Below are 20,201 nucleotides of genomic sequence, written 5' to 3'. Positions count from 1 at the left end.
CGCTATTCCCGTTCGCCGCGCTTCTGAGGGCGGCTCCAGTGCAAAGACCAAGAGGTCGTATCAGCCCCGTTCTGGAACAGGCGGGCACGGATCGGCTGCGCAAAGCTGGGGTCGTCGATCAGCAGTGAGAGATATTCACCAGCCTTTTCGCTGGACTCCGTCCAGGCCGCGCCGATCTCCGGTGCGTTGTCATCCGCGCCGTGGTGGACGCGGTAGCTCGGCGCGTTCTCGACGTCCGAAGGATCGACGGGAACGATGGTGATCTCGCGAAATAGGGTGAGCGTATGAATGCGGCCGGTGAAGCCGGATTCCTCGCGGGTGAATTCGCCGATTTGCGGCATGGCGGTTTCCTTTCAAGATGCGGTGGAGAAGGATTGGGCGAGCACCACGCCCGCCTCAGGCTGGGCGATCACCGCGTTGGCGCCCGCCATTCGAAGCGGCCGTGGCCGTCCTCGTCGGTCCACAAGGGAACCGCGCGGCCGATGACGGCGCTGGCCGGGATCGGGCCGAAATAGCGGCCGTCCAGACTGTCGGGAACGTCCCAGTTCATGAGGAAGATCTCGCCGTCCGCGACGATGCGGCAGCCCTGCCAATCGGGGAGCGGTCGGTCGATGCGGTCGCGTTGGAGTGCCGTTCCCATCGCGACGCCGTCGACACTGATCAGGACGCCGGAGCGGCAGACGGTCTGCCCGGGAAGGCCAAGGACCCTTTTCAGGAGCGGCGTGTCGCGCGGCAGGTATCCGCCATCGGCGAGGAAGCTCGCAATCGGTTCCGGCGCAGCGACGGCGACCAGATCGGTGACTTCGAGCCGCTTTGCAGGTTCGACCGAATAGAAACCGATCGGAGTGCTGGCCGAGGCATTCCAGATGAGTTTGGTGGGGGCGTCGATCCACGTCGTCACGGCGATCGCGCTGGACGCTACGAACGTCGCCATGGCCCATTTGAGGTCGGTCATGGCGCGATCCTCCGACGCTTAAGCCACGCCTGGTGCTGATCGCGCGAGTAGCGGCGTGCGTCCTGGCCGGCGCTCAGTCGGTTGTGTACATGCCGCCAATAGTCTGGCGCGGCTTCGGCCGGATCGAGCGAAAGGGCCTCGATCGCGTCGATGAGCTGCAGCACGCGTTCGACCTTCGGCCAGCTTTCGATCTTGAGCAGGATGTCGCCGCCGGGGCGTACAAAGGGCAGCGTCTGATAGGCTTCGCCGGGCGTGATGGCGCGCACGATATCGATGCGCGAGATGATCGTGCCGAAGTCGTTGGACGCCCACCGGACGAAGGCGAAAGTCGTGCCGGGCCTGAAGAAGAGGACGCGGCGGCGGCGATCAAGGATCGTCTCCTGCACGTCTTGACCGAACCTGATCCAGTATTCGATCTGCTTTTCCACCCATGTCAGCTCGACGTGGGTGAGACGGTCGGTTTGGAAAGACGACGGCATCGAGCCGCCGCGCATGCGGGGGGCCGCGATGCCGGTCATGACGGGTCTCCTGGCGATTGGGGGAATTCGCGCGCGAGCAATTCGCGAAGCATGTCGGCGACGGTGACGCCGCGTTGAAAGGCGGCGATCTTGATGCGACCGCGCACCTCCAGCGTAACGTCGATGGTCAGCCTTGCGGTGAAGCCCGTGCTGGAAGCTGGACCGGGCGACCCCGGTTCAGCGGACTTGATCCAGTCGTCTGGGTCGGAAGGACGGGCGACGAAGCCGCGCCGGGCGCTGGCTTTGGTCATGGCGCCGACCTCCCGACTTCCGCAGTCAGGGCGGCGATCTCGCGCGCGGCCGCGCTATTGTCGTCGGCCTCAAAAACGAGGCGTCCGGACTGCGCCAGGTCGGCGAAGGCGACCCGCTGGCCGATTGTCGCCGACATCAGGGGCGGATCGTGATCGGCCAGTGTCTCGGCGGTCTCGCGGGCGATGACGGTGCGTGCAGCGCAGCGGTTGAGTACGAAGCGGGCGAGGAGTTGCGGCCGATAGATTCGGGCCTCTGCGAGCAGCGCCAGCATTTCGGCCGAGGCCCAGCCATCGAGAGGTGACGGCTGCACAGGGATCAGGACAAGATCGGCGGCGAGCAGCGCCGAACGCATAAGACCTGCAACGCGCGGTGGTCCGTCGATGACGATGTGATCGGCGTCACGCGCGAGCTCGGGCGCCTCGCGATGAAGTGTGTCGCGCGCCAAGCCGATGACGCCGAACAGGCGAGGCAGGCCCTCGCGGGTGCGTTGCTGCGACCAGTCGAGCGCCGATCCCTGCGGGTCGGCATCGATCAGGGTGATGCGCTTGCCTTCACGCGCCCATTGACCGGAAAGATGCAGCGCGAGCGTCGTTTTGCCGACGCCGCCTTTCTGATTGAGAAGCGCGACGATCATTTCGCGCCTCCAGGCTCGTCGCCGAAGGTGCGATGCGCGTGGCCGGAAGAGCGGTCCGTACAGGCGGAGCTACGAAGAGCCTGATCGGTTACATGCGCTTGAAGTGATGGCTTTTTGGCCTGGTTCGGACGCCTTCCGGCGATGTTTTCCACATCGCGCGCGCGCTCTTCAAAGTTAGATTCTTGGTTAGACTCTAAGTTAAGGGCGCGATTTCGCTTTTTGTTTCCAGAGCTTACACCCTGTTTCGGTTCCCGATAGCACGAGCCTCCGGTTCCCGATAGCACGATAGGTCGGGTTCCTGATAGCACGAGGCCGTCCACAGGTTGTCCACAGGCCGCCGATGGTTCGAAAGCAAGCAGCAACCGGCCGCCGACTTCGACCTCAAGGAACAGCGAGTATCCGGGCAATGGCTGGCGGCGAATGATGTCGCGCAGCTCGAACGCGAAGCGCTTGAATGGCGAAAGACTGCCGGATTTCTGATGCAGGTGGCGGAAGTCGAAGCGCCAGCCATTGCGTTGTTTGCCGCCATGCTTGCGCACAATGCGGTAGAGCCAGCGGTCGAGGCCTCCAGTGAGACCGAAATAGTCCCGGTCGATGGTCAGGACGAGCGCATCGTCGAGAACGGCGCGGTAGAACCAGTCCGGCACGATCAGCTCGATGCCGGCGGGACGCCCCTGGCGATCGGTGCGCTCCTGCCATTCATTGATCCAGGAGAAACGGTGGCGGCGGCCTTCGGCTGCTTGCCGTATCGAGGTTGCGACCGTGGTCGACTGCAGCCGGTCGAGGGCAGCCTTGAGGCGCTGATAATCGCGCATCGATACGCCGCGGCCGATGAAATTGAGGATCTCGTAGGGGGTGGCGGCCATCAGGCGCGAAGTGCGAAGACCTTTGTCGCGCGCTTCGACGATCTGGCTCGCCGCCCAGATGAGGATGTCGGCATCCCAGATTGTGGCCATGCCATGATCGGGAACCGCCTCGACGCGGATGCTCACGTCGCCGGCGACGAAATCGATCGGCGCGGTGCGGTGTGACTTGGAGAGGGAGAAGAACGGATAGGCCATGAGGTCCTGCGCGTCGCGGGGCGCGAAATCGCCAGGGAGCGCGTGGAACAGATCGAGTTGTCCGCGCTCCGGAGATGGGCGATGCCGCGTTGTCATTGAAAAGACCGCGCGGATCAGCGGGCGTGACGGCCGGCATGGGATGCCGGTGCGGGCTCATGGCGTTTCGCGGGCAGCACGCTGCCCCGCGGATCGGAGGTGGACGTCACGGCGCCGCGTTCAGCCCATGCCTCAAGCTCATTGACAGAATAGACGACGCGCCCGCCAAGCTTGCGATAGGCCGGCCCGGTGCCGTAGGTCCGGTGCTTTTCGAGGGTACGGGCCGAGAGACTGAGGAATTCGGCGGCTTCCTTGGTGCGGAGGAAGCGCGGCGGCAGGGTCGCGAGATTGGCGTTCATGGTGGCCTCCGTGGCTTTCGCGGGAGCCGCTGGCGATCAGCGGCGAACGAAGGCCACGGTGGCGAAGAAGAATAGCGAAGGGGGAGTGCGAACTTGGGGGGGTCTAATTCGCACACCTTGCCCTAGTAGCGCAGGTTACGAACGACGGCGGTGGCGAAGAAGCTTGCGGTAACCGCCGTCGATCATCGCGAAGCCGTCCTTGACCAGATCGAGGACAGCGTCCCGGAGCGCGGACGTTTTCCAGGGGTCGCTGGCAACGCGTTCAACGCCGAAAATCGCTTCGGCGATCTCGCGATAGTCGGCATTGTGCAAACGGCCGTCAGCGGCGCGTAGCATGTTTTTGAGACGACGGCGCTGCTGCGCCGTCATCCGGCTGTCCTGTGGAACAGGCAGGCCGTGAAGGCTTCGCCAGAGTCTGATCAGTGACTGGACACGATCCAGGCTGTGGGCGTCGAGCGGAATGATGGCGGCGATGGACTGCGTCGGCTCGAGACCCGCTCTCGCGACAAGGTGCAGGCGACCGCTTCCGGTGAGAACCGATATATGCAGTCCTTCCTCTGAACTGCGGCTGATTTCCGAGCGAATATCCTCGAAAATGCGAGGGCTGACCTGCTCAATTTCCGGGGCGGGTCCGATATGGACTACGCTTGTGTCAGCTTCCGGCGTCCAGAAAACAGGTTGTTCGAGTGCATTCAGGCTGGGCCTGGCGGGGAAATCGGAGACCCCAGCGATCGCCGATCGCTTCGGTCTCAGGCCCGAGTTCGGAGGCCGTGCGGATGGAGTTTGCGTAGTCGCGCTGGTAATCGAGATTGCGCCGAAGGCACTCCCACGCCAGTGCATCCACATCTGCCCGATCGAGATAGTCGTATGTAGTTGATGATCGCCATTCTCTTGTATCGGGCGTCATTTAATCCTCCCCGTTCAGCGAATACGCGTACAGAGCGAATTGATTCCGGGGATTCTATTTCTTGGGAAGGTTGCAAGGCGCAACAGGCGTTGCACTTGAGACAACACGGGATCTAATGAGGCCGGCCGCGCCTGAGCTGCCGGTAGCCCTGCTCGGTCATCCAGTGTGCGCGAGCCAGATGGCTGTCGTGGACGCGGCGAGCGCGGTCCGGCTCAGTCCTTGGACAGATGCCGAAAAGAACCTCGGCCGCTTCCCGCCAGTCTGCTCCATCTGCCTCTGCGTCCAGCAGACGAGCATAGAGTTTGATGTGCTGTCGGTCGTATTCGGTGAGCGACAGCATGGACGGGGCTTCGTCGAGGAAATCAATTGTGGTCATTAGTCGGCACGTGACACTCTGGGATGGCGGTTGCTATTCTGAAGCACCATTACAGCGCGACGATGACAAGCGGGAGGCGGTAGAAGGGTGGGAATTACCGGACTTTGCTGCGTTCGGCTGCTTCGTGCACATCGACAAGCATCACCCCTTCGTTGCGGCCCGATCTGATGAAGGCGATTCCTTCGGCCTCAAGCGCTCTGCGGACCTGGTCGCTGGTGCTTTCATACACTCGCAGTTCAGCGGCCGACTCCATGCGCTTGAGCGCCGTCAGCGAAACCTTGGCCTTGTCAGCGAGCATCTCCTGTGTCCAACCCAGTAATGCGCGCGCGGCCCGTGTTTGTCGGGAAGTGATCATGCATGATCACCTCCCACCGTGCGTCAACGTCACGCCAGAACTACGGCTATTATAGACGGAGTTTGAGTGGAAAGCGATCCAGAATCGGTGTTCCTACAGATTTGACGTGGAGTCAGCGGCGGGGGCGATTCGGAAGGTGCTTGGTTCTCTCTCCGCAAGCCAAGGCGCGTAGGAAAGATTGTTCGAAGCTTATCGTGCTGCCGGGAGACGACGACTCATGCCAGGAACGCCAGACAATTAGGAAATCCCGGCGGCTTGCGCCGCCGGGCTCCCGGTATCCCGCTCAGAACGGGATGTCATCGTCGTCGATGAACTTGCCGTCTTCGTTCTGGGTCTGCTTTGCCCGGCTGAGGAAGTCCACCGTCTCGGCGATGATCTCGCAGCCGTAGCGCTCAACGCCCTGCTGATCGGTCCACTTGGTGTGGTGGATGCGGCCGCGAACCAGAACCTTCATGCCCTTCTCGCAATGCTGCTGGATCGTCTTACCGAGGCCGTTGAAGGCGGTGATCCGGTGCCATTCGGTGTCCTGGACGCGATAGCCGTCCTTGTCTCGGACAACCTTGCCTTCCGAGTAGCGGGGGCGCGAGGTGGCCAGCGTGAAGTGGGTGATCGAGGTGCCGCTCTGCGTGTTGCGGGTTTCGGGGTCCTGGCCGATGTTGCCGGCAAGAATGACGATGTTCTGCATTGTAAGTCTCCGTTGCTTCTCGAAGGGACCATCCCTCCGACGAGACCCGGCCAAGGCCGTCGGGAGACGCCAGCAAGTGCTGCCTTGGCGGCACCTCGCCCTTAAGGCCCGGAGTGGAGCGGGCAGCCGCGCTTGCGCGGCAACACGGTCCGGAGCCGCGGGGGTTGCGGTCGGAAACCGAACGGACTTAGGGGATCAGTCAGTCGGAGGGATTGGCGCCTCGGAAAGCTCACACCGGGGACGCACAGCAGAACCGTTCGTCCTTTCCGGCAACGAGGGCGCTACAGGCCCCGATATGAAACCCGCATCAGCAGGGTGTGCGCCGCCGGGATCTCCGTCACGAGCCACAGCACGCCGCCAGTCGGAAGGCGAGCCGGGACCAGGACGAAACGGCTATTGGGCTCCAGGATGTATGGCGTTGTTCCACCCCGTCGGCCGGAGGTGCGATCTAGTGAATTGCAGGGCTGGAGAGCATGAAGGTGTTCGCGGACGCCACGATACGGAGGGGAACGAAGCAGAGAGTGGCGACCTTGCTACGGCAGAGAGCACCGGCCGATGACCGACTTCCACAGCGGGGCCAATCGGAGCGAAGACCCTGGCCGTTACAGCGCCGGTGGCGCCATTCCTCAGAGCAGGATGCCGGAAGCCCAACAGTGCAAACCGGCGCAGATTTTTTTTGTGACGAGCGGCGATTCGCGATCGCATCAGCGAGACAGGACGCCTGTACCGAGCGCATTGAGATTGAGCATCGCCGCTATGCCGATGAAGAGACCGCCGGCGCCGCCGAGCAGGTTCAGCATAATCGTCGAGTCGACGAAGTTCTTCGTGACGCCATGCACGAGCGCATAACCGGCGATCATCGCCGGCACCGCGAATACGGCGAGGGCGATAAGCCGCAAGGCCGGGTTCTTGGCAAAGCCTACGACGGCGATGACCAGCGCCACGGATAGCAGCGCCGCGCCGAGGGCGGCGAGCGCCGACAGCAGGAAGCCGGCCTCCATTCCATAGACATATTGAAAGGCCGTCAGCCCGACCATGAACGGCAAGGCGTAGATGGCAAAGTTGTAGGCGATGACGCAAAGCGCGATCGTCAGGGAGATGGCAAGCAGGATGAGGGTCACGGCAGCCTCCGCATGAACGATTGAGGATCACCACAGGCTGCCGGATAATACGCTCCGCCTGCGACTATGCCAGTTCGCCGTTGCTGCAAATATTCTTCAAGAAAGCCATCAACCTCGTGTTCAGTCAAGTAGAGGCGGCTGGCAGGCCGCCGAGCGGCGGCGCTTTACGCGCCGCCGTCGAACTTCATGACTGGAATGCCGAGCTTGCGCGCCTTATCCGCAAGGTTCTCCTGAATCCCGGTGCCGGGGAAGACCAGGACGCCGACCGGCAGGACATCGAGCATGGCGTCGTTGCGCTTGAAGGGCGCGGCCTTGGCGTGCTTCGTCCAGTCGGGCTTGAAGGCGACCTGCGGCACCTTCCGACTGTCAGCCCAGCGGGAGGCGATCAGTTCGGCGCCCTTCGGCGAGCCGCCGTGCAGGAGCACCATGTCCGTGTGCTTGGCATGAACCTGATCGAGCTTCGTCCAGATCAGGTTGTGATCGTTGAAGTCCGCACCGCCCGTGACGGCGACCCTGGGACCGGCGGGCAGCAGCACCTCGGTCTCGGCCCGGCGCTTAGCGGCGAGGAAATCGCGGCTGTCGATCATTGCCGAGGTGAGGTTGCGATGGTTGACCATCGAACCGCTGCGCGGCCGCCAGGGCGTGCCGGTGTGGTGCTCGAAGGCGTCCGCCGAGAGGTCGCGGAAGAGTTCCATGCTGTTGCGCCGTTCGACCAGGGTCTGTCCCTCCGCCGTGAGGCGTTCGAGTTCGACGCTCTTGACCTCGCTGCCATCCTGTTCCCGCTGGAGGCGGCGCTGCCCCTGCTCGTTGTCGTCGAGTTCGCGTTCGGCCCGGTCGGCGGCGCGATGGAAGAGATTGACCGTCGACCAGAGGAGATCGTCGAGATCGGGCTCGAGGCGGGTGTCGCCGAGCGTCGAGACGAGGGCGTCGAAGATGTCTGCGACGGCTGCGGCGACGGTGTTGCCTTCCGGCAGCGGACGCGGATCGGGTTCGTCCTGGAAGGGGCGGTAGCCATAGAGCTGGAGTTCGGTGAGGACGTGATCGGTGGGGGATGAGGTGTGGAACGGCTCGAAGCCTGCGTCATCGTCTTCGTTCATCATCGGGAGCATCCTTCGTCTGGAGACCGCGCCCATCGCGGCCTTCGCAGGCGTCGAAGCTCACGGGCGGGCCGGCCTGGCAGCCCTCGTGCTGCCGCGAGGGCCTTGATGGCCAAGCCGGCTATTTTGCTTCGCGATGCAAAGGCGGGGCTTGCCCCGCCGGCGGAAAATAGCCGACAGCGCAGCGCCATTGCCCGGCTGGCCCGTTTGTGAGCCGATCGCCCCCTCAGAAGGCCGTGGGCGCCCTCTCCGACACGGGAAGGGTGTTCCCGATGATGAGTGGAGACGGCAGGCGGAACCATTCAGAGCTTTGCCCCATCCCCCGCCGATCCTCTCACCCCTCCATGAACCGGCTGACGTCCACGGGATGAAGCTGATCCTTCAGGGCCGCCCGGAGGGCATCGACGCCGCGCCAGCGCAGATCCTCGTTGAAGTCCTCGCGCGCTGGCGACATCGCAACCGCTTCGATCCCGACGCTCGCAGCTCGGGCGATCAGGCTGTCTCTCGCGCCGTCCCCAGCCGGATCACGATCGCGAAGGACATAGAGCCTGCGCAGCGTCGCCGGGAACAGGATGGCGGCGAGGTGTGCGGCCGAGAGCGCCGCCAGCATCGGCATGTGCGGCAGAACCTGACGGGGCGACAGCACGGTCTCGATGCCCTCTCCGGCGACCAGCACATCTCCGGCAACGCCAAAGCGGACGCCGTGTCCGAGAAGGTCGCCCATCGCCCGCCTCGGCGTTTCGACAGGCGCCTTGCCCGAGCCGTCCGGGGCGAGCCAAGTGCGGTGCGCGCCGGTCTGTCGCCCGTCAAGATCGGTGACGGACGCGATCATCGCGGGCCAGATCTCCGTGGGCGATTGCTCGTCGGGCCGGTAATAGCACCGGGGATGGTAGCGCAGTGCGGTGCCGCCGATGAGCGACGTGATTGCCCGCCCGCTGAGGTAGGTCGCCGCGAGCGTGCCGGGGATCGGCTGCGACATGGCGAACAGCCGCCGCGACGCTTCCGGCGAACCGACGGCAATGCCCGATGTCCTGCCGGTCGGCGTCCCTGTCTGTTCCGGCGCGGGATGCGGGAGACTGAGGAAACGGTGCGCTTCCTCGACCACATCCTTGAAATCGACGAGGCCAAGCGCCTCGCGGATGATGTCGAGCAGATCGCCATGGTCGCCGGTGGCGGCGTCGGTCCATTTCCCGGCCGGACCTTTGGGGGTGTCCCTGAGCCGGACATAGAGGGAGCGGCCGGGGCTGTTCTGCGCGTCCCCGACCTGCCAGTAATTGCCTGCCCTCCGACCGGAGGACAGGTATTCGCGGCAGACCGCCTCGGCCTCGCGGCCGAGACGATGCGCCAGTTCCGAGGCGTGACGCGAAGCCATTTATGCGGCCTCCCGTTCGCCGATGCGTTCGACCGGCCAGCGGTCGAAGAGCTTGCCGATGATTACCGGCCCCTGAGCATCCACCGGCACGAAGAAGCGCAGCTTCCACGAGATGATCTCGTGATAGAGGCCATAGGCCGTGAGGCGCTGGCGCATCGTGTCGGTGAAGCCGGTGAGTTCGATGCGCAGCGCGCCCATGACGCGGACCCGGCGAAGCTGAAGGCCCTCGGCGAGATCGAGGATCGTCTTTCCGTCCATAAGGGCGGTGAAGGCATCCTCCGGCGTGATCGACGCGACGCCGGTCGCGGTCGCGTGGGCAACCCAGGCAGGCGAAACGCGGCGGCCGATGATCCGCTCGCCAGCATCGGTCTGGAGCCGATAGACGCGGGTGGATTCGTTCGGCAACCGCTTCCAGATAGGCAACAGGAGACCTGTCACCATATGCAGGGTGCTGTCGGAAAACTCCGGCACCTCGGCAATCTCGGCATTCCAGGCAGAGGCGAAGGCGTCCCGGTCGGCTTCGACCCAATGGGTCTCGGGCATGGTCTTGACCGGGATGTTGTGCGCTTCCATCGGCCGGATCAGCCGGACACGGCGCTCGATCTCGCCATCGTCCAGCATGACGCTGGTGGTCGGAACCTGCACGGCGGCGCGGCCCGACCGCTCGTTGACCAACAGGACCGCGCGCGGATCGTCCAGGTTGCCTATGGCCTCCGCCAGCGTGACCGGATGGTTGCGCTTGCGCTCGGTGATGGTCAGCAGGCGGGTCTGGGCGCCGGTGCGCGGGTGCGTATAGATCGTCTGGCGGTCGGTGACGACAAAGCTCTCCGCTCGCAGCGTCTCCAGCCCGGCGTCATAGGTGCCCGACGCGATGGCGCCCTCGATGCGCGCCGTCAGAAGTTGCTCGAAGGCGGTGAACAGCACGCCCTGAAGCTCAATCGTCAAGGCCAGCAGCCGGTTCAGGAAGGTCGTGATGGCTGGGAGGTCATCCTTGATGCCGTTGGAGTCCATCAGCTTCAAGCCGGTGGCGCTCTCAAAGCGGTCGAGCGAGCATCCCTCGACCTTACCGCGCACCAGCAGGAGATAGAGCTGGCGCAGCGCGTCGCGTGCGTAATGGGACTCCAGGTTATCTTCCGGTCTGAACAGTCCCTGACCGCCGGTCTGTCGCTGGCCGCGCGTGATCGCGCCCAGGGTGTCGAGACGGCGGGCGATGGTCGAGAGGAAGCGCTTTTCGGCTTTGACGTTCGTGGTGATCGGCCGGAACAGGGGCGCTTGCTTCTGGTTGGTCCGGTGCGTTCGGCCAAGCCCCTGGATCGCAGTATCGGCCTTCCATCCGGCTTCGAGCAGGTAATGGACGCGCAACCGCGTGTTCCGGGCCGACAGTTCGGCATGATAGCTGCGGCCTGTGCCGCCGGCGTCGGAGAACACCAGAACCTGCTTGCCGTCGTCCATGAACGCTTGGGTTTCGGCCAGGTTGGCCGAAGCTGCGCGGTTTTCGACGACAAGGCGATCAACAGTGACGCCCTTGCCAGCCTTGCGGATGATGCGCCGCGACCGGCCCGTCACTTCAGCCACGGTATCGGTGCCGAAATGCTGGATGAGCTGGTCCAGCGCACCGGGGACCGGCGGCAGGCTGGCGAGCTTTGCGATCAGCTCGTCGCGGCGGGCGACCGCTTCACGGCTTTCGACGGGCTGGCCGTCGCGCATGACGGGCCTCGACGACATATTGCCCTCCGAGTCGGTGAACGGCTCGTAGAGCTGCACCGGGAAAGAATGGGCAAGGTAGTCCAGGACATATTCCCTCGGGGTGATGTCCACGCGGACGTCGTTCCATTCCTCGGTCGGCAGCTCGGCCAGCCGGCGTTCCATAAGCGCCTCGCCGGTCGAGACGATCTGGATGACGGCCGAATGGCCCGCCTCCAGATCGGCTGCGATGGAGCGGAGCAGCGTCGGGGTTTTCATGCTGGTCAGGAGGTGGCCGAAAAACCGCTGCTTGGCCGACTCGAAGGCCGAGCGCGCGGCGGATTTCGCCTGCCGATTCAGGGTGCCGGTGCTGCCGGTGATATTGGCCGCTTCCATCGCCGCATCCAGATTGTTGTGAATGATGGCGAAGGCCCCGGCATAGGCATCGTAGATGCGGGTCTGTTCCGGGGTCAGCTCATGCTCGACCAGCTCGTATTCGACGCCGGCGAAGGACAGCGACCGGGCGGTGTAGAGGCCGAGGGCGCGCATGTCGCGGGCCAGAACCTCCATCGCCGCGACGCCGCCGCCCTCGATGGCCTCGACGAATTCGGCCCGCGTGGCGAACGGGAAATCCTCGCCGCCCCAAAGGCCAAGGCGCTGGGCATAGGCGAGGTTGTGGACCGTAGTGGCGCCGGTCGCGGAGACATAGACGATGCGGGCATCCGGCAGGGCGTGCTGGAGGCGAAGCCCGGCTCGGCCCTGCTGGCTGGCGGCGACATCGCCCCGTTCTCCCTTGCCGCCTGCGGCGTTCTGCATCGAATGCGCCTCGTCGAAGATGATCACTCCATCGAAATCCTCGCCCAACCATTCGACGATCTGCTTGACGCGGGAAACCCTATCGCCGCGGTCGTCGGAGCGTAGCGTGGCATAGGTCGTGAAAAGGATGCCTTCGGGCAGCGTCACGGGCTTGCCCTGCGGGAAGCGCGACAGCGGCGTAACCAGGAGGCGCTCCATGCCGAGCGCAGACCAGTCGCGTTGTGCGTCTTCCAGCAATTTGTCGGATTTGGAGATCCAGACGGCCTTCCGGCGGCCCTGCATCCAGTTGTCGAGGATGATGGCGGCGGATTCCCGACCCTTGCCGACGCCGGTGCCGTCACCGACGAAGAAGCCTTGCCGGAAGCGGACGGCGTTCTTGGCGTCCTCGGCCGCCGCGCTGACCACATCGCAGGTCTCGTCGACGGTCCAGGCCCCGGCGAGATGGTCGGCATGGGCCTGGCCGGCATAGATGACGGTCTCAAACTGCGCGTCGGACAGAAGACCGAGAATGGTCTTCGGCAGATGCGGCCGGTAGTTGGGCTTCGGCGGGGCGACGCTCGCCATCGCCGCCGACTGGACGAGCTGGGTTGGATGAGGCTGGGCGCCGGGAATACGGATGACCTGAAGCGCGTATTCCTCATAGATGGCATCGGTGATGTGGCCGCCCTCGGCCGGCTGCCAATCGACGATCTCATAGTCGAGCGGTGCGGCTTCCGGTTCGGTCTGCGGCGCCGGGCGGGCGGCTTTCGCCGTGGCGGCGATATAGCCGCGCACGGTGCGAGGCGTAGGCGCTGCGGCAACCGGAACAACGACTGAAGGATCGACAGGCTGACGCGCGGGCAGGCTCGCGCCGATCCAGACCATCAGGGTGGCGGCATCCGGTGCGGCGCCGGGAGAGGTCGGGAAGACTGCCGGATCGTCGGCGGGCAGCTTGTCGATGACGGTGATCCGGGTATCGATCGTCGTGCCATGCTTGGCATAGACAGAACCATCGACTGCGGCGGAGAAGACCACGCGACCGCGCTCCTGCAGCCGGACGAAGGCCGGGGTCCAGGCAGGATTATCGGGGGCGAAGCTCGCGCCGGTGATCGTCACCAGCCGCCCGCCGGGCGCAAGGCGCGCAAGCGCCGAAGCGACGTGGCGGAAGGCGGCATCGGCGACGCGGCCCTGGACATTCGCCAGCGCCGAGAACGGCGGGTTCATCAGCACCACGGACGGGACCAGGGCGGGATCGAGGTGATCGTCGATCTGCGCCGCGTCGAAACGCGCGACGGACAAGGCGGGAAAGAGGGAAGTAAGAAGACCGGCGCGCATCTCGGCCAGCTCGTTGAGGACGAGCGCGCCGCCAGCGATCTCGGCCAGGATGGCGAGCAGTCCGGTCCCGGCCGAGGGTTCCAGAACCCGGTCGGCGGGCGTGATGGCGGCCGCGGTCGCCGCTGCCAGCCCCAGCGGGATCGGGGTGGAGAATTGCTGGAAGGTCTGCGCCTCCTCCGAGCGGCGTGTATGGGTCGGCAGCAGCCCGGCGATCCGCGTCAGCAGCGGCAGGCTATCGGCTGGCGAACCGGCTTTACGGAAAAGCGCCTTTCCGTACTTGCGCAGGAACAGGACGATCGCGGCCTCGCAGGCGTCATAGGCGGTTTTCCAGTCCCAGGCGCCAGCGGTATCGGACGCGCCGAAGGCGGTTTCCATCGCGCTGCGAAGCGTGGCGGCGTCGATGCGCTGGCCGCGCTCGAGGTGAGGCAGAAGAAGACCTGCCGCCGAAAAGACGGACGTGGCGGCATGGCTGTCGGGGACAAGCGGAAGCGGCCCGGCGACCGATGCCGCCGCAGATGCGGAAATCATGTTCATGGAGGAGACCTCGGGAGAGTAGGACAGGATTGAGCCGCGCAGCGCTCTCTCTCGACCGCACAGGCTCAAACCCGTCCCGGCCTCCTCTGACTCTCGAAAGGTGGGCCGTGGCTGGCATGCAAAAAGCGCCCTGCCGAATGGCAGGACGCTTGCCTGGTTCAGCCGAAGCGACGGCCCGTTGCCGTGAACGTGTATTCGTTGGCGGCGATGACCTCATCGACGGCCTCGTCCGAGGTGAGATATTCGTGTTCACGTTCGAGCTGCCGATAGAGCCAACGGGCCAGGTCGCGCAGCGCATCGGCCACGGCGTCTTCCGCATCGGCCGTCATATCCTGATAGGTTGGACTGTCGCGCTCGACCGAGACCGTCATGCAGTATTCGTGGTAGTAGTGACCGCGATGGCTCGCCTCGGCGCGAAGCTGGTAGAAATTACGCCGCTGGACCGCCTGAAGTGCATCGGCTATGCGGTGCAGTGCGGCGTCTTGCGGCGCGTGTTCCCTGATCCGGCGCGGGGCGTTTTTCCGGTAGGAATAGAAGGTCTCGAAGCAGGCGCCGTCGCCCTGGCTCCAGAACCCCCGAAACCAGATGCAGGGCTTCTGCCGGGAGCCGACGCCGTTGAGCCGCATGCTGCGGGTTTTCAGCCGAAGGCCGAGGATTTCCGCGATCTGTTGGAAATCCTCGTAAACGGCATCATACCAGTCGTAGTCGAAGCCGCCTTCGCGATACCAATCGCGGGCCTTCTCCATGGCGGCGTCAGCAAGCTCGTCGAGCTGATAGACCGTGGTTTCGATGACCTTACTCATCTGAGCCGCCTCCATCGAGAACCTGGGCGAGCCAGCCATCGGTGTAGGTCCATGCCACCGTCTCGCCGGTGGCGAGGTCGAGGACATGAGCGCCGCCGCCGAAACCGTCGAGGCGTGGCCGCGAGCAGGTGTTGGCGTATTGGAAGCCCCAGAGACCACTGAGGCGGAACTCGGTCGCGCAGATCTTCACGAACCGGAGCAGACGCTCGGGATCGCCTGTCTGGTCATCGCGCATCCAGAGCCGGGCACCCCCGTGCTCCGGCTGGATCGATAGGAGAAACCCCTCGGACGGCGGTTCGTCGGAAGCGCCTTCCTCCGAAAGCTTGTTGTAGAGGTCAAGCGCTCGGGCGGCATTATCGGGCGTGCCGACGTCAAGCAGGCACGAGAAATGGGTAAAGTAGTTGGCCATGTCAGGCTCCTGAAACGAGAAAGCCCGGCGCGATGGCCGGGCGAGGTTCAAGGGATGGACGCGGTGCGGAAGCGTCAGAGGCGGAACTGCGCCACAAGCCGCTGGGCATCGGCATGGTGGCGCAGCATGTCGCGATAGAACCGCTTTCGCGCGCCCCGCAGTGCGGGATCGCGCCGGGCCGATAAAGCCAGCTTGCAGCGCGCGGCGCGGATTACGGCGCGCTGGCTGTCCCAGACCAGGATGTCGAGGCGCAGGTAGGTCGCATACATCGCCACCACCTAGACGTTGATGCGTTCGCACAGAGCGTCGATACGAGTCGGATCGAGGCCGGTATGCGCGCCGTCATTGGTGACGATGTTTTCGAGCGCAGGTTCGAGATCGCCGCGCCCAAGGGCGAGCTGGAGGAGGCGCAGCCCCGCCAGCAAGGCGTCGCGCTACTGGGCGGTGACGCCGATGGTCAGGAAGGCCTCTACGGCTTCACCGTCTTCGAGGAGGCGAACGCCGCTATGCTCGTCGATCTCGTAATCGTCGAACTCCTGCACATAGCCGGTGGGGAGCCATGCGCCTTCGTAATGAACGCTCCGGACGAGACTTCGCGCCTCTTCGGGCGTGTCGGCCTCTAGGACGGTTTCGTAATAGACGAAGGCGTCGTGGCCTTTGCTGACGACGAATTTCGGCATGGGAAAACTCCATAGGTGAGAACCCGGCGAAGCGAAGCGCCGGGTCGGATGGGTGGAAATCGGGGGATGGGATCAGGCGGCCTGAGGCAGCCGGAGCAGATCGGCGGCGGCCTCGCGCCAGAAGGGGTCGACCAGGCGTGCTTCGAGCAGGCCGGCCTGGTGGCGATGATTGCGGGCCGCACGCTGCTCGCCCCGGCCGGAGGCGGCGAAAGCCAGTCCGCGCAGGCGGCTGGCTTCGGTCACGATCCGGCGGGCCTCGCCGTCGCTGGCGACGGGCTGTTGCCAGAGAATGATCCCAGCGCGGATTTCGCCGGCCAGAACCAGATTCTGATCGTTGTCCTGGATGACGGCGAAGCGTGGATGAAAGCGCAGCGTCTTATCTTGTCTCACGCCAATGCCGCCGCGCCTGACCGAAACGGCCGCGAAGCTGGTGGCGTTCTCCAGCGACGGGCGGTCGCCGAGAAAGACGCTGCGGTCGAAGCTGTGGGCCTCGTCGGTGCCGACATAGCGGGCCGTGCCGATGCAGGTGATGCGCAGCGGCAGCTTCGCGGCAAGGCGCAGCCGGGGCAGGATCTGATGCGCGAGGATGTCGCCGATCGGGGCGAAGGTGGTTTGAGGTGCAAGGGCCATCGCAGGATGCTCCAGGACGGGCGCCGGGAGCTCTCTCTCCGGCAACCAACCCGTCACGGAAAACCCGTCCGCACTCGCACTCTCCCTTGCCGGGGCATGAGCCGGTGCCGCTGCCGGCGATGAGCGGTAGCGCAGCGCTGAAGGCCCGGACGCGATCTTGCGCTCCGAGCCGTCGGGGTGAGGCGCTGTCGCGCCTCAGCCGAAGGGATCAAGTTCCAGCCTGACCATTTCTTCGTCGCCATCGAATTCGTTGGCGGGCATGGCGCCGTGAGTGCCGTCCCCGGCCTGGAAGACGATGATCGAAACCATCAGCGTGGTGGCTAGGCTTGCGGCGAAAGCGGTGGCATCTGCATAGGACATGGTTCCGGCTCCTGTCTTGGGAGGCGGGGGACCATCCCCCGCGCGACAGGCGCCCGAAGTGTCTGACCGGCTCTGCAATCACCCTCGGGCGTTCGGACCTTTTCCGAATCCCCGAGGGCGGCACGCGCGCGTAAGCCGACCCCTTGCGGGTTGATTGATAAGGAGACGGATCGGACCAAGGTTTGCGAATGAAAGCGGGATGGTGTCCGGCATCAGACAGCAGCCGGATCATCAATCTAAAGGGATGCCATTGCCCCGCACTTCCCGCCTAATGGTGAAGCGAAGATGTTTGAGGGTCTGAGCTGTCCGGGCACGAGCTTGGCCCGCTATGGCGTTGCATGGCGCCGAGGTCCACCGGTCGAATTGATGAGAATACTATGAGCGGCCGGTTGCGTCAGGATGGAATTCATACGCGCTCGAAGCTTTGATGCGGCCTCTTGTTGAGGTGAAACCATGAGCAGAAATGCACTTTTGCGGGCAACGATGAAGACGAAAGAGAGCAGCCGATCATCCTGGCGTATGGCGATGACGGTTATCGGAGCGGCCTTCGGGATTTGGACGAAGCCCGACACACCGAACCAACAAGGCGATCGACGCTCATGATGAGTGGCTATTTGACGGGTAAGTCCGCCAATATCGGTGGCGAGCGACGGCGTTATACGGTCATTGAGAAGCCCGATGGGTGGTGCGTAAGCCTGAACGGGATGACAACAGAGGCGTTTCCAAACCGGGCCGCGGCTGCAACGGTGGCGAGGAGCCTCCAGCACCAAGCCGATAACCTCAATCACGTCTACGAGCGGAAATCCCACTGAGAGGGGAACCGGCTACCGCCATTTGACGGCCGGCTGGTAGATAAATGTCGGAGGTGGGAGTTCCCTGAAAATGAAAAAAGGTCCGACGACGGATCGCCGGGCCTTGAAGCTGAAAATGAAGACGGCGGGGCGGCTTCGACCGCCCGCCGGGGTTTGGCGTCATTCCGCGGCGATCATCGCTGGCGCCTCGGCTTCCGGGTCTTCGGCGGTTTCCTCGTCCTCGTCCTCACCGGCAAGGAAGGCTGGGAGCGCCGTCTCGGCCTCGCCTTCCGAGGTATCGGACGTGGTCGGCTCGTCATGGTCGATCAGGCGCAGCGGCTCCGGTAGCCAGCCACTGTCGGCCAGCAGGCGTTCGGCCTCCTTGGCCATGTCGCCCTTCTTCAAGTGGTCGATGAGCTGGGCCGCGCGTTCGCCCGCGCCTTCGCGGACGGCCGCAAGAATGCGGGGCTTGGTGACGCGGCCGAGATAGTTCTCGACCGTGGGTCGGAAGCCGACGTCCACCATGTCGAGGCCGGTGGCGCGGGCCAGTCGATCGGCCTCTGCCATACGCCGGTCGAGACCCGACTGCGACACGCCGCTGCCGCTGTAGGGATTGGGCCGTTCATAGAGGGCGTTGATCCCATAGCTGACGCAATGCGCGAGCAGCGCCATGCGGCTGGCGTCGTCGAGCACGGCGAGCCAGTCCCACAGCGCATCCTCATCGGCTGGTAGGTCAGCCTTCCAGTCCTCATGCCGCTGGATGACGGACTTGGCATAGGCCGTCTCGGCGAGATCCTTGCCCTGTTCGCGGAAGAAGACGTGATTGACGGACGCCTGCAGGCTGGCGCCGGAGGTGGCCGTCCGCTGGAAGGTGTCGCGCACGAGCTTGTGCAGCAAGGCGGTAAACGCGACCTGGGGATTGGCGCCCACGGCATCGCGGAGCGCCAGGGTGCGGTGCGCAGTCAGCTCGGTAACGAGCCGTTCGGGCAGCGGCTTGATGACGTCTTCCTCGTCGTCATCCTCCGGTTCGGCCGACTGGCCGCCGATGGTGATGACGGCGCGCTGAACGGTGCCGGATGCCGCGACTTCGGTACCGGTGGCTTCGGCCTCGCCGTCGGGGTCCTCGACGCCGACCGGCGTCTCGTCCTCCGGGCGCACATAGCCGCGATCGACGACGGGCGCGCCATTGCGGTCGACGCTGATGAAGACGCCGCCACGCGCGATGTCGGCCGGATCGTAGATGACCGGGCGCTTCTCGAAGGCTTCGAGCGCCGTCTCGATCTCGCCGAGACGCTGGTCGATCTCGTCCGGCAGCTCATCGGCTTCCGAGTATTCAGCCTCGATCCGTTCGTATTCCTCACGCAGGGCTTCTCGGGCCGCGCGCTCGTCATCGTTCAGATCGACGAGGGTGAAGTCGAGCGCCCGCAGCCCCTGATCGAAGCCATAGGGCAGATCGGTATCGACGGTGATCCACTTCCAGCCCTCGGCGGCGATTTCCTCGGCGAGGGTCTTGAGCTGCTCCGCGACCAGGCGGTCGAGAAGCGCGGGGTCCTGAAGCCAGCCGCCTCCATCGGTCTGGAAGAGATCGCGCAGCACGCTGCCGCCCGCCTGCTCATAGGTTTCGATGCCGATGAACAGGGCGCGCTTGTCGGTGGCCGGCACCGTGGTTTCAGTGAGCAACTGGCGGATATACCAGGGCTGGCGATTGTGGGAGGTCTGGACCGTCTCCCAGACCTGCTCCTGGCGGGCATGGTCGGGATTGACGGTGAAGGCCATCAGCTCTTCGAGCTTCATGCCGTCCTCGGCATAGATGTCGAGGAGCGTGGGCGAGACAGAGGCCAGACGCAGGCGCTGTTTCACCACCTGCGCGGTCGTGAAGAAGGCCGCAGCGATCTCCTCCTCGCTCATGCCCTTGCGGCGCATGTCATAGAAGGCCCGGAACTGATCGAGAGGATGCAGCGGCACGCGCTGGGTGTTTTCGGCGAGGCTGTCGTCCTCGGCGAGAATCGACGTGGAGGGATCACGCACGACGCAGGGCACAGGCGCGGTCCTGGCGAGACGCTTCTGCTTCACGAGGATGGCGAGCGCCTGATAGCGGCGACCGCCGGCGGGAACTTCATACATGTCGGTCTCATCGCCCCTGGCGTCGAGGACCGGGCGGACATTGAGGCTCTGGAGGAGCGTGCCTCGGCGGGCGATGTCCTCGGCCAGTTCCTCGACCGAGACGCCGGCCTTGACGCGTCGGACATTCGATTGGCTGAGCACGAGCTTGTTGAAGGGGATGTCGCGGGAAGGCGACAGGATGATTTTCTGGGCGGCAGTAGCCATCGTGGTAGTCTCCGCGACGGGCGCCGAGAGCCTCTCTCTCGACCCGAACCCGTCACGAAAATCCCCACCTCCCTCTCACTCTGCTGGTCGGACCCTGTCGTCTGGCCAGGGGCGAGAACGGAACG

At 64.7% G+C, this 20,201-nt stretch carries 24 protein-coding genes; all 24 read right to left on the bottom strand.

The features are described 5' to 3' along the window. Positions 1-2: 2 nt before the first annotated feature. Positions 3-341, bottom strand: a complete 339-nt coding sequence (locus ACWPV3_RS14205; protein WP_003167733.1) for a DUF736 domain-containing protein — start codon at positions 339-341, stop codon at positions 3-5. A gap of 68 nt (positions 342-409) precedes the next feature. Then, complete coding sequence (locus ACWPV3_RS14200) at positions 410-955, bottom strand: S26 family signal peptidase (RefSeq protein WP_003167734.1); 546 nt, start codon at positions 953-955, stop codon at positions 410-412. Then, positions 952-1,473: a DUF2840 domain-containing protein gene (locus ACWPV3_RS14195; RefSeq protein WP_126150221.1), complete on the bottom strand. Its 522-nt coding sequence runs from the start codon at positions 1,471-1,473 to the stop codon at positions 952-954. Before ACWPV3_RS14195 ends, ACWPV3_RS14200 begins: the two co-directional genes overlap by 4 nt. After that, positions 1,470-1,724 carry a hypothetical protein gene (locus ACWPV3_RS14190; protein ID WP_126150220.1) on the bottom strand — a complete coding sequence of 85 codons (255 nt, stop codon included), beginning with the start codon at positions 1,722-1,724 and terminating at the stop codon, positions 1,470-1,472. Before ACWPV3_RS14190 ends, ACWPV3_RS14195 begins: the two co-directional genes overlap by 4 nt. Further along, the gene (parA, locus tag ACWPV3_RS14185) at positions 1,721-2,359 is read right to left on the bottom strand and encodes a ParA family partition ATPase (RefSeq protein ID WP_126150219.1); all 639 of its coding nucleotides are present in this window, start codon (positions 2,357-2,359) and stop codon (positions 1,721-1,723) included. The genes ACWPV3_RS14190 and parA overlap by 4 nt, the downstream gene beginning before the upstream one ends. Further along, complete coding sequence (locus ACWPV3_RS14180) at positions 2,356-3,516, bottom strand: replication initiator protein A (protein WP_029371818.1); 1,161 nt, start codon at positions 3,514-3,516, stop codon at positions 2,356-2,358. The genes parA and ACWPV3_RS14180 overlap by 4 nt, the downstream gene beginning before the upstream one ends. A gap of 17 nt (positions 3,517-3,533) precedes the next feature. Beyond that, entirely contained in the window at positions 3,534-3,815 is a 282-nt protein-coding gene (locus tag ACWPV3_RS14175) for a helix-turn-helix transcriptional regulator (RefSeq protein WP_003167739.1), read from the bottom strand. Between the two features lie 135 nt (positions 3,816-3,950). After that, positions 3,951-4,277, bottom strand: a complete 327-nt coding sequence (locus ACWPV3_RS14170; protein WP_083825826.1) for a DUF2285 domain-containing protein — start codon at positions 4,275-4,277, stop codon at positions 3,951-3,953. 190 nt (positions 4,278-4,467) lie between these two features. After that, on the bottom strand, positions 4,468-4,722 hold the full coding sequence (locus ACWPV3_RS14165; protein ID WP_126150218.1) for a transcriptional regulator domain-containing protein: 255 nt from the start codon (positions 4,720-4,722) through the stop codon (positions 4,468-4,470). A 112-nt stretch (positions 4,723-4,834) separates the two neighbouring features. Next, a complete protein-coding gene (locus ACWPV3_RS14160; protein ID WP_206437813.1) occupies positions 4,835-5,098 on the bottom strand; it encodes a DNA -binding domain-containing protein in 264 nt (87 codons plus the stop codon). Between the two features lie 94 nt (positions 5,099-5,192). Then, on the bottom strand, positions 5,193-5,453 hold the full coding sequence (locus ACWPV3_RS14155; protein WP_126150217.1) for a helix-turn-helix domain-containing protein: 261 nt from the start codon (positions 5,451-5,453) through the stop codon (positions 5,193-5,195). Positions 5,454-5,736: 283 nt separating this feature from the next. After that, positions 5,737-6,138 carry a single-stranded DNA-binding protein gene (locus ACWPV3_RS14150; RefSeq protein ID WP_453978264.1) on the bottom strand — a complete coding sequence of 134 codons (402 nt, stop codon included), beginning with the start codon at positions 6,136-6,138 and terminating at the stop codon, positions 5,737-5,739. Positions 6,139-6,842: 704 nt separating this feature from the next. After that, a complete protein-coding gene (locus ACWPV3_RS14145; RefSeq protein WP_010395074.1) occupies positions 6,843-7,259 on the bottom strand; it encodes a hypothetical protein in 417 nt (138 codons plus the stop codon). Between the two features lie 164 nt (positions 7,260-7,423). Continuing rightward, positions 7,424-8,359, bottom strand: coding sequence for a DUF2493 domain-containing protein (locus ACWPV3_RS14140; protein WP_453978263.1), 936 nt, complete (start codon positions 8,357-8,359; stop codon positions 7,424-7,426). A gap of 331 nt (positions 8,360-8,690) precedes the next feature. Next, positions 8,691-9,728 carry a DUF7146 domain-containing protein gene (locus ACWPV3_RS14135; RefSeq protein ID WP_126150216.1) on the bottom strand — a complete coding sequence of 346 codons (1,038 nt, stop codon included), beginning with the start codon at positions 9,726-9,728 and terminating at the stop codon, positions 8,691-8,693. Then, positions 9,729-14,075 carry a strawberry notch-like NTP hydrolase domain-containing protein gene (locus ACWPV3_RS14130; protein WP_453978262.1) on the bottom strand — a complete coding sequence of 1,449 codons (4,347 nt, stop codon included), beginning with the start codon at positions 14,073-14,075 and terminating at the stop codon, positions 9,729-9,731. A 158-nt stretch (positions 14,076-14,233) separates the two neighbouring features. After that, positions 14,234-14,878 (bottom strand): antitoxin of toxin-antitoxin stability system, encoded by a 645-nt coding sequence (locus tag ACWPV3_RS14125; RefSeq protein ID WP_453978261.1) that lies wholly within the window; start codon positions 14,876-14,878, stop codon positions 14,234-14,236. Next, positions 14,871-15,287, bottom strand: coding sequence for a hypothetical protein (locus ACWPV3_RS14120; RefSeq protein ID WP_003167753.1), 417 nt, complete (start codon positions 15,285-15,287; stop codon positions 14,871-14,873). The genes ACWPV3_RS14125 and ACWPV3_RS14120 overlap by 8 nt, the downstream gene beginning before the upstream one ends. Before the next feature lie 74 nt (positions 15,288-15,361). Beyond that, on the bottom strand, positions 15,362-15,556 hold the full coding sequence (locus tag ACWPV3_RS14115) for a hypothetical protein (RefSeq protein ID WP_035284207.1): 195 nt from the start codon (positions 15,554-15,556) through the stop codon (positions 15,362-15,364). Positions 15,557-15,565: 9 nt separating this feature from the next. Further along, positions 15,566-15,712 (bottom strand): hypothetical protein, encoded by a 147-nt coding sequence (locus ACWPV3_RS14110; RefSeq protein ID WP_453978260.1) that lies wholly within the window; start codon positions 15,710-15,712, stop codon positions 15,566-15,568. Between the two features lie 9 nt (positions 15,713-15,721). After that, on the bottom strand, positions 15,722-15,967 hold the full coding sequence (locus ACWPV3_RS14105; protein ID WP_453978259.1) for a hypothetical protein: 246 nt from the start codon (positions 15,965-15,967) through the stop codon (positions 15,722-15,724). Between the two features lie 72 nt (positions 15,968-16,039). After that, positions 16,040-16,654 (bottom strand): hypothetical protein, encoded by a 615-nt coding sequence (locus ACWPV3_RS14100; RefSeq protein WP_453978258.1) that lies wholly within the window; start codon positions 16,652-16,654, stop codon positions 16,040-16,042. Between the two features lie 138 nt (positions 16,655-16,792). Further along, on the bottom strand, positions 16,793-16,957 hold the full coding sequence (locus ACWPV3_RS14095; protein WP_010398879.1) for a hypothetical protein: 165 nt from the start codon (positions 16,955-16,957) through the stop codon (positions 16,793-16,795). Positions 16,958-17,928: 971 nt separating this feature from the next. Beyond that, positions 17,929-20,076 carry a ParB/RepB/Spo0J family partition protein gene (locus ACWPV3_RS14090; protein ID WP_126150213.1) on the bottom strand — a complete coding sequence of 716 codons (2,148 nt, stop codon included), beginning with the start codon at positions 20,074-20,076 and terminating at the stop codon, positions 17,929-17,931. Between the last annotated feature and the right edge of the window lie 125 nt (positions 20,077-20,201).

It is taken from the genome of Brevundimonas sp. Marseille-Q4549, from assembly GCF_976940555.1.
The sequence above is the reverse complement of the archived record's forward strand: the minus strand, read 5'-3'. Positions and strand labels throughout refer to the sequence as shown.

Excerpts from the sequence above, each read along its gene's own strand:
- ACWPV3_RS14205 (WP_003167733.1), bottom strand. The coding sequence starts at position 341 with ATGCCGCAAATCGGCGAATTCACCCGCGAGGAATCCGGCTTCACCGGC.
- ACWPV3_RS14200 (WP_003167734.1), bottom strand. The coding sequence starts at position 955 with ATGACCGACCTCAAATGGGCCATGGCGACGTTCGTAGCGTCCAGCGCG.
- ACWPV3_RS14195 (WP_126150221.1), bottom strand. The coding sequence starts at position 1,473 with ATGACCGGCATCGCGGCCCCCCGCATGCGCGGCGGCTCGATGCCGTCG.
- ACWPV3_RS14190 (WP_126150220.1), bottom strand. The coding sequence starts at position 1,724 with ATGACCAAAGCCAGCGCCCGGCGCGGCTTCGTCGCCCGTCCTTCCGAC.
- parA (WP_126150219.1), bottom strand. The coding sequence starts at position 2,359 with ATGATCGTCGCGCTTCTCAATCAGAAAGGCGGCGTCGGCAAAACGACG.
- ACWPV3_RS14180 (WP_029371818.1), bottom strand. The coding sequence starts at position 3,516 with ATGACAACGCGGCATCGCCCATCTCCGGAGCGCGGACAACTCGATCTG.
- ACWPV3_RS14175 (WP_003167739.1), bottom strand. The coding sequence starts at position 3,815 with ATGAACGCCAATCTCGCGACCCTGCCGCCGCGCTTCCTCCGCACCAAG.
- ACWPV3_RS14165 (WP_126150218.1), bottom strand. The coding sequence starts at position 4,722 with ATGACGCCCGATACAAGAGAATGGCGATCATCAACTACATACGACTAT.
- ACWPV3_RS14160 (WP_206437813.1), bottom strand. The coding sequence starts at position 5,098 with ATGACCACAATTGATTTCCTCGACGAAGCCCCGTCCATGCTGTCGCTC.
- ACWPV3_RS14155 (WP_126150217.1), bottom strand. The coding sequence starts at position 5,453 with ATGATCACTTCCCGACAAACACGGGCCGCGCGCGCATTACTGGGTTGG.
- ACWPV3_RS14150 (WP_453978264.1), bottom strand. The coding sequence starts at position 6,138 with ATGCAGAACATCGTCATTCTTGCCGGCAACATCGGCCAGGACCCCGAA.
- ACWPV3_RS14140 (WP_453978263.1), bottom strand. The coding sequence starts at position 8,359 with ATGATGAACGAAGACGATGACGCAGGCTTCGAGCCGTTCCACACCTCA.
- ACWPV3_RS14135 (WP_126150216.1), bottom strand. The coding sequence starts at position 9,728 with ATGGCTTCGCGTCACGCCTCGGAACTGGCGCATCGTCTCGGCCGCGAG.
- ACWPV3_RS14130 (WP_453978262.1), bottom strand. The coding sequence starts at position 14,075 with ATGAACATGATTTCCGCATCTGCGGCGGCATCGGTCGCCGGGCCGCTT.
- ACWPV3_RS14125 (WP_453978261.1), bottom strand. The coding sequence starts at position 14,878 with ATGAGTAAGGTCATCGAAACCACGGTCTATCAGCTCGACGAGCTTGCT.
- ACWPV3_RS14120 (WP_003167753.1), bottom strand. The coding sequence starts at position 15,287 with ATGGCCAACTACTTTACCCATTTCTCGTGCCTGCTTGACGTCGGCACG.
- ACWPV3_RS14115 (WP_035284207.1), bottom strand. The coding sequence starts at position 15,556 with ATGTATGCGACCTACCTGCGCCTCGACATCCTGGTCTGGGACAGCCAG.
- ACWPV3_RS14105 (WP_453978259.1), bottom strand. The coding sequence starts at position 15,967 with ATGCCGAAATTCGTCGTCAGCAAAGGCCACGACGCCTTCGTCTATTAC.
- ACWPV3_RS14095 (WP_010398879.1), bottom strand. The coding sequence starts at position 16,957 with ATGTCCTATGCAGATGCCACCGCTTTCGCCGCAAGCCTAGCCACCACG.
- ACWPV3_RS14090 (WP_126150213.1), bottom strand. The coding sequence starts at position 20,076 with ATGGCTACTGCCGCCCAGAAAATCATCCTGTCGCCTTCCCGCGACATC.